The organism is Gammaproteobacteria bacterium (assembly GCA_035546635.1).
GTDB lineage: Bacteria > Pseudomonadota > Gammaproteobacteria > JAURND01 > JAURND01 > DASZWJ01.
Genome location: DASZWJ010000013.1, coordinates 17,735 through 30,665, shown reverse-complemented (window position 1 = coordinate 30,665; position 12,931 = coordinate 17,735). Strand labels below are relative to the sequence as shown.

Genomic DNA, 12,931 nt, shown 5'->3' with positions numbered 1-12,931 from the left:
TAAACTGCAAAGTGTAGGCATATAGCTTTACCCCAACTCAAAATCAATCTGTTTATCGTCCAGATTAACTCGCGCCACTAGCACTCGAATACGGTCACCCAGGCGATAAGTAGTGCCAGTGCGTTTGCCTTTCAAAGCATGCTTGGCTGGATCGAAGTGATAATAATCATCTTTCAGGGACGTAATATGCAGCAGCCCTTCCACGTAAATACCGCTTAATTCCACAAACACCCCAAAACCGGTCACACCGCTGATAATACCATCATATTCTTTACCCAACTTATCCTGCATGTAATGACATTTGAGCCAGTCAACCGCATCGCGGGTCGCTTCATCAGCGCGGCGTTCGGTGTGGGAGCAGTGTTCTCCTAATTGCATCATCATGGCTTGATCGTAAGGAAAGGCTTTTTTCTTGCCCTTATTTTGCAGAATAAAACGAATAGCGCGGTGTACCAAAAGATCGGGGTAGCGCCGTATCGGCGAAGTGAAATGCGTATAGACTTCATAAGCCAAGCCAAAATGGCCGGAATTGATGGGGGAATACACCGCTTGCATCAAGGAGCGCAGCAGCACGGTTTGGATCAGGTGAGCATCAGGTCGACCGGTAATCTTTTCCAGTACTTTGCAATAATCCAGTGGCGTGGGTTTATTGCTGCCAGATAGGCGTAAGCCTACGCTTTTTAAAAATTCCTGCAGGGTTGGTAGCTTATCGGGATTGGGACCTGGATGAATACGGTATAGCGTAGGAATTTTATGCTTTTCTAAAAAGCGCGCCGTGGCGACATTGGCGATCAACATACATTCTTCAATAATTTTATGGGCTTCAGTGCGCACAACGGGCACAATTTCTTTGATCTTTTTATGCTTGCCGAAAATAATGCGCGTTTCGGTGGTATCAAAATCCAGAGCGCCGCGTTCTGCACGCAGGCTATGCAACTTTTTATACAAGCTGTCTAGGGATTGTAAATAAGGTAATAGAGCGGGCTGGGATTTCTTTTTACCTTCCAGCATGCTACTCACTTCATCATAAGTTAAACGCGCTCGTGAACGCATGACGGCATCATAGTGTTTATAACGGATGAGCTTGCCGTCTTTATCAATGCTCATATCACAGACCATGCATAAGCGATCGACTTGGGGTTTTAATGAGCACAATTCATTCGATAACACTTCAGGCAACATCGGGATAACCCGGCCGGGGAAATACACCGAATTGCCACGCTTAACCGCTTCTTTATCTAGTGCACTATGCAGTCGCACATAATGGCTGACATCGGCGATGGCTACTACGAGTCGCCAGCCGCCGCGGGGTTTGGCTTCGCAGTAAACTGCATCGTCAAAATCTTTAGCATCGGCGCCGTCTATGGTGACCAATGCTAAATCACGCAGGTCTTTTCTGCCAGCTAGGCTGTCTTTAGGGATTTCAACATCCCAGGCAGATAATTCTTGCTTGACCTCAGGTGGCCATTGCAGCGGCAGGCCGTTGGCACGTATGGCGACTTCTATTTCCATTCCCGCGGATAAATGCTCGCCGAGAATTTCTATCACACGACCGGCAGCCTGGCGGCGTGGGGTTGGTTGTTGAATGATTTCAATGACCACATATTGACCGTGTTTGGCTTTACCCTGTTCGCCTGGTGGGATCACAATATCTTGGGTGATATCTTTATGGTCAGGTTGTACAAAAGCGATATTTCTTTCTTTGTAATAACGTCCGACCAATTGTTGGGTGTTGCGCTCCAGTATTTCCACCACGACGCCTTCGCGTTTGCCGCGCGTGCCGTGTTCGGCGCTGCGGGCAAGGACGACATCGCCGGGAAACAGTGAACGCATTTGATAGGGAGTTAAAAACAAATCGGGACTGCCATCATCCGGGATTAAAAAACCAAAGCCGTCTTTGTGTCCGGTGACCCGCCCGCGGATCAAGTCCATTTGTGCGACGATGGCATATTTGCCACGACGATTGCGGATCAGCTGTCCGTCGCGTTCCATTGCCTTTAAGCGAAATCGGAATGCTTCTTGTTTAGCTTCGTCAGTTAGGCCAAATTGCTCAATGATTTTTTCAGCATAAAGCGGTTCGCCCAATTGGTCTAGGCATTGGAGGATATATTCGCGGCTGGGCAGTGGATCTGAATATTTTTCCGCTTCCCGTGCGGCGTAGGGGTCAGTTTTTAGGTAGTTTTTATACACGATGGAGGGTTTTTCCTAAGAATAATTTATGGGCATTATACTGATGGGTTTTCAAATCGTCATCGAAAATTTTATTCGAATCAAGGAGAAAGCATTTTCTTAGTTGAAAAGAGGTGGTAAAGCCTAGCAGAGTTCATTTAAAATGAGTCTTCCAATTGACAGCTCGATCCTATGACGGAATAACAATATGCGAATTATCCCAGAAGAAGCGCTCACTTTCGATGATGTATTACTCCTCCCTGGCTTTTCTCAGGTGCTACCTAAAGATGTTTCCCTGCGAACACAATTAACCCGTGAAATTTCCCTCAATGTACCATTGATATCTGCAGCAATGGATACTGTAACCGAAGCGCGACTGGCCATTACCTTGGCGCAAGAGGGTGGGATTGGCATTTTGCATAAAAGCATGAGTGTGGAAAAGCAAGCCATGCAAGTCAGAGCGGTGAAAAAATTTGAAAGTGGCGTCGTTAAAGATCCTATTACCGTGACTCCCTCTACCTCTATCCGTGAACTGCAGGCCTTGACCCGAGCGCACCATATCTCTGGGATGCCGGTCGTGGAGGGAGAACAGCTAGTCGGTATCATCACTAACCGTGACGTGCGTTTTGAAACCCAGCTAGATCAGCCGGTGGCGAACCTAATGACGCCTAAAGAACGTTTAGTCACGGTGCAGGAAGGCGCCAGCCGCGAAGAAGCCATCAGTCTTTTGCAGAAACACCGTATCGAAAAAGTGTTGATTATCAATAATCATTTCCAACTGCGTGGCATGATTACCGTTAAAGATATTCTGAAAGCCAAAGAAAAACCGAATGCGTGTAAAGACTCGCAAGGACGGTTACGGGTGGGTGCAGCGGTGGGTACAAGCCCTGATACATCAGCGCGGGTTGAGGCCTTGGTGCGGGCTGGGGTTGATGTGATTGTCGTTGATACTGCACATGGCCATTCCAAAGGGGTGTTGGAGCGGATTCAATGGGTTAAACAACATTTTCCTGAGGTTCAGGTGATTGGTGGCAATATTGCAACTGCTGAAGCCGCGTTAGCCCTTATGGCAGTGGGCGCTGATGGCGTTAAAGTCGGCATGGGGCCTGGTTCTATCTGCACCACTCGGGTCATTGCCGGGATTGGTGTGCCGCAGATTTCTGCCATTTTGCAGGTTGCAGAAGCGCTCAAGGGTACTGGAATTCCTTTAATTGCTGATGGCGGTATTCGTTTTTCTGGCGATATGTGCAAAGCCATTGCTGCAGGTGCTTGGTCAGTGATGATTGGCGGTTTATTTGCCGGCACCGAAGAAGCGCCAGGTGAGATTGAATTATATAAAGGCCGTTCTTATAAGTCTTATCGCGGCATGGGTTCGGTGGGGGCGATGTCGCAAACGGAAGGTTCTAGTGACCGTTATTTTCAAGATAATATTGTCGAGTCAGAAAAATTGGTGCCGGAAGGCATTGAAGGCCGAGTACCGTATAAAGGCAGCTTGGCGGTGGTGGTACATCAGTTACTGGGCGGATTGCGTGCATCTATGGGCTATACCGGCTGCGCCGACATTGAGACCCTGCGCACTGAGTCACAATTTATTCGCATTTCTAACGCAGGGATGCGCGAGAGTCATGTACATGATGTTATGATTACGCGTGAGGCACCGAATTATCGGGTGGAGCGAGAGGATTGAGCGATTATTATCATCCTTAGCTTTGTTCCAGCACTGTATCCCCTCTCCCTAACCCTCTCCCACAAGGGGAGAGGGAATACAGTGCTTAGCTTGACGCCGATGTTCCACAAGGGAGAAGGAACCTGCCAAATTAAACTACAGAGGACAATATGGGTATCTATTGCTACACCAGCGCCGCAGCACTCTCCAGTTTTCGCATCCAAAAAATATTGCAACAGCTGCAAAGTTTCCAATCCGAAATACAGCAAATTGATACCCATACAGTTTATCTGGTAGAAACGACCAACGAATTAAATGCAGCAGAAAACAACAAATTGGCAGCCCTGCTCCAGGCATTTTGCCTGGGAAGATTGGAAGCACAGAATACGCAAGTGTTAGTAGCGGCAGGCGGGATGGATGAAACCGGCGTTAGCATAGATCATCAACCGCCCCCTTCTCCAGATAGCCTGGAAGCCCAGTTACTAAATACTCAAGAAGTTTCCTGCTTAGTCTTTCCAAGACTAGGTACTATTTCCCCCTGGTCTTCCAAAGCCAGCGACATCATCCAAAATTGTGGCATGTCCCAGGTAAAACGCGTTGAACGTGGTATTGCCTACCACATTCACCCTGGCTTCAGTCAGTATCATGAAGTACAACGTCGGCAGCTCGCAGCGCTGCTGCACGATCCCATGACAGAATCAGTATTTTTCAACCTAGCAGCAACCAGCAGCTTATTTGACCATCAATCACCCGCACCTTTACGCGAGATCGATATTTTAAACCAGGGTAAAAGTGCATTAACCCATGCCAACTCAATTTTAGGTTTAGCGTTAAGCGAAGCAGAAATCGATTACCTATTCACCAGCTTTCAAAAACTCAAACGCAACCCCACCGATGCTGAATTGATGATGTTCGCTCAGGCCAATTCTGAGCATTGTCGCCATAAAATATTTAACGCAGCCTGGGTGATTGATGATCGACCCGAAGAACATTCCTTGTTTGCCATGATCCGCCATACCTATAAACAACATCCAGAAGGCGTACTTTCCGCTTATCAAGATAATGGTGCCGTTTTAACCGGCAGCCAGGGTGAACGTTTTTTCGCTGATCCGGTGCGACGTACTTATCAATATCACCCCGAAGAAATTGCCATTGTCATCAAAGTAGAAACGCATAACCATCCCACCGCCATCTCTCCTTTCCCGGGAGCTGCCACCGGTGCAGGTGGTGAGATTCGTGATGAAGGCGCAGTAGGTCGCGGGGCTAAACCTAAAGCCGGATTAACAGGATTTTCCGTATCCAATTTACACATTCCAGGTTTTTCTCAACCCTGGGAATTTGCTTATGGCAAAGCCCCCAATCAAGCTTCAGCATTAGAGATTATGTTAGAAGCACCCATTGGCGCGGCATCATTTAATAATGAATTTGGCCGCCCTGGGTTATGCGGTTATTTCCGCACGTTTGAAGTGCATATGAAAAACGCCCACGGCGCGGTGCGTGGTTATCATAAACCCATCATGATTGCAGGTGGCTTGGGTAATATTCGTATCCCCGATGTGGCTAAACAGACATTCACACCCGGTACTAAATTGATTGTGATCGGCGGTCCAGCACTATTGATTGGCATTGGTGGGGGAGCTGCTTCATCAGCTATAGCCGGTACGCGTCAGGCGGAATTAGATTTTGCTTCAGTACAGCGCAGCAATCCGGAAATGCAGCGCCGCTGCCAGGAAGTAATCGATGCTTGCTGGGCTTTGGGCGAGCATAACCCTATTTTATCTATCCATGATGTGGGGGCAGGGGGTTTATCTAATGCTATCCCAGAAATCTTGCATGGTAGTGACTGTGGCGGGGTTGTAGATTTGCGTGCCATACCCAGCGCTGAGTCTTCCTTGTCGCCATTAGAAATTTGGTGCAACGAAGCGCAAGAACGTTATGTACTGGCCATTTTAGAAAAGGATTTAGCACAGTTTGATGCATTAGCACAGCGTGAACGTTGCCCTTATGCGGTAGTGGGTGAGGCCACTAAAAAAACCGACTTAATTGTTGAAGATTCACGTTTTAACAACCAACCGGTAGATTTACCTTTAGCTGTGTTATTTGGCAATACGCCTAAACTAACCCGCGAGGTTAAGCACGATGCCATTGAACCGGCTAAATTTCACACGCAGGAAATTGATTTGCTAGAGGCGGCTAAGCGTGTTCTGCAGCTGCCTTGTGTTGCGGATAAATCTTTTTTGATTACCATTGGTGATCGCACCGTCGGCGGCTTAACTGCGCGAGATCAAATGGTAGGACCTTGGCAGATTCCCGTTGCGGATGTGGCGGTCACTGCCAGTAGTTATACCGGTTACACCGGTGAAGCCATGGCGATAGGTGAACGTGCGCCGATTGCCTTGATTCATCATGCGGCCTCGGCATTGATGGCGGTAGGTGAAGCGATTACCAATATCGCTGCCGCACCTATTGCGGATATTTCTCATATTAAATTATCTGCCAATTGGATGGCAGCAAGCGGTTATCCAGGTGAAGATGCAGGTTTGTATGCTGCCGTGCAGGCCGTAGCGTTGGAATTATGCCCCGCTTTGGGCATCAGTATTCCTGTCGGCAAAGATTCTTTGTCTATGCGTACGGTTTGGGAAGAAGAAGGCGGTGAACAACAAAGCGTGATTTCTCCCTTATCTTTAATTGTTTCTGCGTTTGCTCCGGTGACAGATATCAGAAAAGTCTTGACTCCGCAGCTACGTACTGACTTGGGTGACACGGATTTAATTCTGATTGATTTGGGGGCAGGGTGTAATGCGCTGGGGGGATCAGCTTTGGCGCAAGTTTATGAGCAGCAGGGTTCGGTGCCACCGGATGTCGATGATCCTGAAGCGTTAAAACAGTTTTTTAATGCCATACAGAAATTGAATAGTGAAAACAGGTTATTAGCCTATCATGATCGTTCTGATGGCGGGCTATTTGTGACATTGTGTGAAATGGCTTTTGCCGGACATACCGGCATCACGGTCAATCTCGATGGTGCAGCTGAGCAGCCCCTACAAGCATTATTCACAGAAGAATTAGGCGCAGTCATTCAAGTGCGTCGGCAAAATACTGAGGCAGTTTTGGCCTACTTAAACACGTGTACACACTTAGCTAAGCATAGTCGGGTGATCGGCACTGTAAATAGCAGCGATACGCTAGAATTTTATTGGCAGGGACAGCGGGTATTGGCTGAGTCCAGAGTGTATTTTCAGCGTTTATGGTCAGAAACCAGTTATCGGATGCAAGCCCTGCGTGATAATCCTGCGTGTGCAGAAGCAGCTTACGCACGGATTTTAGATACGAAAGATCCAGGGTTAAATGTACATCTGACATTTGACTTAAACGAGAATATTGTCGCGCCCTTTATTGCTAAGTCTGCGCGACCTAAGGTTGCAATTTTGCGTGAACAAGGTGTAAATAGTCAGTATGAAATGGCAGCAGCATTTGATAGGGCAGGATTCACAGCGGTTGATGTGCATATGACCGATATTATGCAGGGGCGAGTGAGTTTGCGGGAATTTGTAGGTTTGGCTGCCGGGGGCGGTTTTTCCTATGGTGACGTATTAGGCGCAGGACAAGGTTGGGCGAAAACTATTTTATATCAACCTCGGGCTAGGGATGAATTCGCCGCTTTTTTTGCCCGCTCTGATACTTTTACCCTGGGTGCTTGTAATGGTTGTCAGATGTTATCGCAGCTAAAAGACATTATTCCAGGCAGTAACCATTGGCCAGCATTTATACGTAACCGCTCGGAACAATTTGAAGCACGCTTAAGCTTGGTAGAAATCAAAACGACACCTTCGATTTTTTTCCAAGGCATGGCAGGATCGCGCCTGTGTATGGCGAGCTCACATGGTGAAGGTTATGCACAGTTTGCTGATGCTAATCAAGCAGCGCAGGTGTTATCACAGAATTTAGTTCCTGTATGTTATGTCGATCATTACGGCGTCGCGACGGAACAGTATCCAATGAATCCTAATGGCAGTCCGCTGGGTATAGCGTCTTTAACTACCACGGACGGGCGAGTCACCATTTTGATGCCGCATCCAGAGCGGGTATTTCGCACGGTGCAGAATTCTTGGCATCCCGAAGCATGGGGTGAGGATGGACCTACATTGCGTATGTTTAGAAATGCCCGAGTTTGGGTAGGTTAGACTAGGAAACTATTGTTAATTAGTCGCTGGCGCGAAATTCAAGTCTGTCATTCCCGCGCAGGCGCACTGGTGTCCGGTAAAACTCTATATCCCCTCCCCCCAACCCTCTCCCACAAGGGGAGAGGGGGTACAGAGTTTTACCGGACACTAGTGCGCCTGCGCGCGGGAATGACGCTATTTTTATGTTTCGTGCTACGACTAACAAATGAAAGATAAGGGTTACCATGCATACTTCATCTAGATTTCCCACCACCCGATTACGGCGTCTACGTTATTCTGCAAAACTTCGCGACCTTGTTCGTGAAACCCACCTATCTGTAAACGATATTATTTTACCGTTATTTGTCAAAGCAGGCAGTGGTATTAGGCAACCGATTGCTTCTATGCCCGGGCATTTTCAGTTAAGTTGCGATTTACTCGTAGATGAGATTAAGACGATAAAAGCCTTAGGTATTCCTGGCGTTATTCTATTTGGTATTCCCGCATTTAAAGATGCAACCGGCAGCAGTGCCAATCAAGCCGATGGGGTGATCCAGCAAGCCATTAAAATCATCAAAGATTGTGCACCTGATTTGTTAGTCATCACGGATTTATGCTTTTGTGAATACACCGATCATGGTCATTGCGGAGTAATGAAGCAGCACAGTGGCCTATGGGATGTCGATAATGATGCGACTTTGGAATTATTGGCAGCGCAAGCGGTCAGCCATGCCAGAGCCGGTGCAGATATTATTGCGCCAAGCGGCATGATGGATGGCATGGTGGCAGCCATACGCCAGGGTTTAGATACTGAAGGGTACCCAGAATTGCCGATTTTAAGTTATTCTGCCAAGTATTGTTCGGCATTTTATGGACCCTTTCGTGCGGCTGCAGAAAGTGCACCTCAGTCGGGTAACCGCCGCAGCTATCAAATGGATCCCGCCAATGGGGGTCAGGCATTGCGTGAAGTCGCGCTGGATTTAACCGAAGGCGCCGATCTAGTGATGGTTAAACCGGCCGGTGCTTATCTGGATATCATCTATCGGGTCAGCCAAGCCTTTCCTGGAGTACCTTTGGGGGCATATCAGGTCAGTGGCGAGTTTGCTATGATTAAGGCGGCAGCGGCCAATGGTTGGGTCGATGAACAACAAGCCGCTCTAGAGTCGCTGATAGCGATCAAGCGCGCCGGAGCTAGATTTATTTTGAGCTATTTTGCAAAACAGGTGGCACAGTGGCTTGGGGGTGAGTAGAATTGGCATAGCCTCCATTTCATAAAACCCTAAGATTTTAGTATTATAATAACTATGTTAAAAAAAACCAAAACATCCCCCTTCCCAGGGTCTATTTTTTATTGGAGATGATTTATAAATGAGTATCTTGAAGCGTATCAACTGGACTAATACCCTGTTTTTAACAATCACCCCTGTCGTTGCAATTATTGCCACATTTTTTATCGTCAAAAATGGCAACCTGCATTGGGCGACAGTGCTATTGGCATTCGTGATGACGGGATTGACCGGTTTATCGATTACTGCGGGCTATCATCGCTTATTTTCCCACCGCACTTATAAAACCATTTGGCCTGTGCGTTTATTACTTTTGCTGTTCGGTGCAGCCACCTTTGAAGGCAGTGTCATGGAGTGGAGTACAGACCATCGTAATCATCATCGTTATACCGATACGGACAAAGACCCTTATAACATCAAAAAAGGCTTTTGGTACGCACATATCGGCTGGTTGTTTGTGTTAGATACTTCTAAGCGGGATTTTTCCAATGTGGAAGACCTGGCGGCTGATCGCCTGGTCATGTTGCAGCATCGTTTCTTTGTGCCGATTGCTATTTTTATGGGTTTTGTTTTTCCTATGGCGTTAGGCGCGCTGTGGGGAGATGCTTGGGGCGGATTAATCATTGCCGGTGCGTTACGCATTGTGTTTAACCAGCAGATGACATTCTGCATTAATTCAGTGTGCCATGTATTTGGCAAGCGTACTTATTCAAATCAGCAAAGTGCACGTGATAATTGGATAACCGCATTATTCACTTATGGTGAAGGTTATCATAACTTCCATCACCAGTTTGCAGTGGATTACCGTAATGGCATTCGTTTTTATGACTATGATCCGGCTAAATGGTTAATCCGCACTTTAGCTTTTTTCGGTTGGGCAACAGACTTAAAGCAAGTCAGAAAAGAGCAGATTATCCGTTATCAATTACGCTCGCATGAAAATCCCAATTTAACCCATTCACACGTTATTTCCGAATATGCACGATCGTTTTCTGCTTATATTCAGCGCTTACGTGAACGCATTTTAGAAGTGGCCTTGCAAATTGAGCAGCTGGAGCAGGATTACCAGAGACTTAAAAAAGAGAAGATTCAATATTTGAAAGGTAAGATGTCAGAATACCGCACCCACCTCTATGCGCAGCGCGAACATTTGAAAAAAGCCCGGCGCGAACTTAAAAGTACTTTGACAGTTTGGAGTAATATAGTTCGGCATCAAAACCAGTTAGGTTTGGTGGTAGAGAGTGGGAGGTAGTAAACTATGAGAATCTAATGCTGAAGCAGTTAAGCAATAGGTTCCAGTTAAGACTCAAAAAATGAGCAGGACTCAAGTTTGACTCCTGCTCCTGAAATCTAAAATTTGATTGAACTCAACTGCTTCTATAAGATGGAGAAGAGCTTCCTTCCATATCAGCAGTTGTGGTCGTTGTATTTTGTGTGGTTCCTCCCACTGTTGTTGAAACGGTGGAGACTGGTGTTGATGGTTGATTAGCCTTTTTCTCTTCTGCTTTTTGTTGATAGTGTGTCATTTCAGGCCAAAATTTCACTCCAGTCGTTTGATTATTTGTCTGTATTTCCTGTAAACGCACTCTTGAAAATGCATGTCCAAGATTAGCAGCTTGTTTATAATATCTTATTGCTACTGGTAAATTTCCGGCATCATCATAATGCTTTGCCAAATTGTATAAATCATTGGGATGATTTTTGCTGGCTTTAGCTGTAGCAATTAGAATTGCTAATATTTCAGTATCATCAGCCACCGTAGCAGTGCCTTTTTTTGCTTCTTCTTTAAAATCACTCATGAATAATTTTCTCCTTTAGTGTAGAAGATTAAGAATGAATCCTCAAAAGAGTTTAAACAAGTCCAATAAACAGATGTTTAAAACAGAAGTGAGGTCAAATAACCCACAATGCCATAAATTCCTGCACCGGCATATTTTCTAATTTTTCTTGATTATCAAATAAGTGCAATATTTTTTCAGCCCGTCCTTTAGGAAATCGCGTCAATAGATTTTGCTGAAATTTTTCTACTAATAATGGAATGCCCTCTTCGCGGCGTCTTTGATGACCTACAGGATATTCGACAGCAATTTCATCCGTCGCTGTGCCATCTTTAAAAAATATTTGAATGGCATTACCAATCGAGCGTTTGTCTGGGTCAAGGTAATCACGCGAGAAATTTGCATCTTCAGTTAACTCCATTTTATCGCGCAGCTCGTCAATGCGAGCATCAGCGGCTACTTTATCTTCATAATCATCGGCCGTTAAAGTGCCAAAAATCAACCCAATTGCCGTGATATATTGCAGGCTATGGTCACGATCTGCAGGATTATATAGCGGTCCTTTTTTGTTCAGAATGCGCATAGCGGCTTCTTGGGTGCGGATAGTAATGCGCTGAATATCTGGCAAGCGGTCTTTGACTTTTGGATGCAGTTGAATGGCTGCTTCTACTGCAGTTTGTGAATGGAATTCTGCAGGGTAAGAGATTTTGAATAATACATTTTCCATCACATAACTGCCAAAGGGGCGCTGAAACTGAAAAGGTTTGCCTTGGAAGTAGACATCATATAATCCCCAACGTTTGGCGGATAACGCGCTTGGATAACCGGCCTCGCCACGCAAGGTCATGAGTGCTAAGCGCACGCCGCGGGAAGTTGCATCACCTGCCGCCCAAGATTTACGCGAACCAGTATTCGGTGCATGGCGATAAGTACGCAGGCTCTGGCCGTCTATAAAAGCTTGTGATATGGCAGCACATAGCTCTTGATGTTGGCCGCCCAACCATTGGGTCACCACGGCTGTGGTTGCAACTTTGACATAAACCACATGATCTAATCCAACTTGGTTAAAGCTATTTTCCAAGGCCAGTATGCCTTGGATTTCATGGGCTTTAATCATGGCTGTTAGCACATCGTGCAGGGTCAGCAACTTATGCTGAGTGAGTAAAGCTTGTCGGTTCAAGTAATCAGCAACGGCTAATATGCCACCTAAATTATCTGAAGGATGCGCCCATTCTTTAGCCAACCAAGTGTCATTGTAATCCAGCCAGCGAATGAGGGTGCCGATATTAAATGCAGCTTGGACTGGATCTAGTTCAAATTGCGTGCCTGGAACCCTTGCGCCATTGGCTAGAGTCGCACCCGGGACTATAGGTCCTAACAATTTAGTACATTCTGGATAACGCAGCGCCAATAAAGCGCAACCCAGACTGTCCATCAGACAGAATTTCGCGGTGCGGTAGGCCTCTTGGCTATTGATTGAGTAATCGCTAACATAATGTGCAATCGCTTGGATTTCCTGATCGAAATCAGGGCGTAAGTTCATGTCGGGGGTGAAATGGGTCACGGAGGGTTTCCTGTATTGGGGGTGTCTGGTCTGTCATCCTTCGCTTATGGAGCGAAGCGAAGGATGATAGGCCGTCACTATGGTATGAATGACAGCTAGAGCTACAACAACTTTATTAAACCATCAGCTATTTTATTATAAGAATTAGAAATACTCTTAAATAAACGTGCACATTGTCCAGCTTCTTTGCTGAGATCAATTCTTTGCCCTGAATCTTTATACGCATTACAGATATCCTGAGTCAAATAAACCATATGCACACTCCTTCTCCCACAAGGGTAGGGTATGCACACATGTTTCTTTAG

The 12,931-nt window shown here is 46.3% G+C and carries 8 protein-coding genes; 4 read left to right on the top strand and 4 right to left on the bottom strand.

Going from position 1 to position 12,931, the window contains the following annotated elements:
• Positions 1-27: 27 nt before the first annotated feature.
• Positions 28-2,190 (bottom strand): ribonuclease R, encoded by a 2,163-nt coding sequence (gene rnr, locus VHE99_02260; protein HVV67848.1) that lies wholly within the window; start codon positions 2,188-2,190, stop codon positions 28-30.
• A 187-nt stretch (positions 2,191-2,377) separates the two neighbouring features.
• On the opposite strand from rnr, the gene guaB reads away from it, so the two are divergent.
• The 4 genes from guaB (at position 2,378) to VHE99_02240 (ending at position 10,536) form a co-directional block, all read left to right on the top strand.
• Positions 2,378-3,856 (top strand): IMP dehydrogenase, encoded by a 1,479-nt coding sequence (gene guaB / locus VHE99_02255; protein ID HVV67847.1) that lies wholly within the window; start codon positions 2,378-2,380, stop codon positions 3,854-3,856.
• Positions 3,857-4,005: 149 nt separating this feature from the next.
• Positions 4,006-8,019 (top strand): phosphoribosylformylglycinamidine synthase, encoded by a 4,014-nt coding sequence (gene purL, locus VHE99_02250; GenBank protein ID HVV67846.1) that lies wholly within the window; start codon positions 4,006-4,008, stop codon positions 8,017-8,019.
• Positions 8,020-8,243: 224 nt separating this feature from the next.
• The gene (gene hemB, locus VHE99_02245; protein HVV67845.1) at positions 8,244-9,248 is read left to right on the top strand and encodes a porphobilinogen synthase; all 1,005 of its coding nucleotides are present in this window, start codon (positions 8,244-8,246) and stop codon (positions 9,246-9,248) included.
• A gap of 118 nt (positions 9,249-9,366) precedes the next feature.
• The gene (locus VHE99_02240; GenBank protein ID HVV67844.1) at positions 9,367-10,536 is read left to right on the top strand and encodes a fatty acid desaturase; all 1,170 of its coding nucleotides are present in this window, start codon (positions 9,367-9,369) and stop codon (positions 10,534-10,536) included.
• 115 nt (positions 10,537-10,651) lie between these two features.
• Here VHE99_02240 and VHE99_02235 read toward each other — a convergent pair whose 3' ends face one another.
• From VHE99_02235 to VHE99_02225, 3 genes are all read right to left on the bottom strand, one after another.
• Complete coding sequence (locus VHE99_02235) at positions 10,652-11,083, bottom strand: hypothetical protein (protein HVV67843.1); 432 nt, start codon at positions 11,081-11,083, stop codon at positions 10,652-10,654.
• Between the two features lie 94 nt (positions 11,084-11,177).
• Positions 11,178-12,605, bottom strand: a complete 1,428-nt coding sequence (locus tag VHE99_02230; protein ID HVV67842.1) for a bifunctional 2-methylcitrate dehydratase/aconitate hydratase — start codon at positions 12,603-12,605, stop codon at positions 11,178-11,180.
• Positions 12,606-12,727: 122 nt separating this feature from the next.
• Entirely contained in the window at positions 12,728-12,886 is a 159-nt protein-coding gene (locus VHE99_02225; protein HVV67841.1) for a hypothetical protein, read from the bottom strand.
• Positions 12,887-12,931 lie beyond the last annotated feature (45 nt).

Excerpts from the sequence above, each read along its gene's own strand:
- guaB (HVV67847.1), top strand. The coding sequence starts at position 2,378 with ATGCGAATTATCCCAGAAGAAGCGCTCACTTTCGATGATGTATTACTC.
- purL (HVV67846.1), top strand. The coding sequence starts at position 4,006 with ATGGGTATCTATTGCTACACCAGCGCCGCAGCACTCTCCAGTTTTCGC.
- hemB (HVV67845.1), top strand. The coding sequence starts at position 8,244 with ATGCATACTTCATCTAGATTTCCCACCACCCGATTACGGCGTCTACGT.
- VHE99_02240 (HVV67844.1), top strand. The coding sequence starts at position 9,367 with ATGAGTATCTTGAAGCGTATCAACTGGACTAATACCCTGTTTTTAACA.
- VHE99_02235 (HVV67843.1), bottom strand. The coding sequence starts at position 11,083 with ATGAGTGATTTTAAAGAAGAAGCAAAAAAAGGCACTGCTACGGTGGCT.
- VHE99_02230 (HVV67842.1), bottom strand. The coding sequence starts at position 12,605 with ATGAACTTACGCCCTGATTTCGATCAGGAAATCCAAGCGATTGCACAT.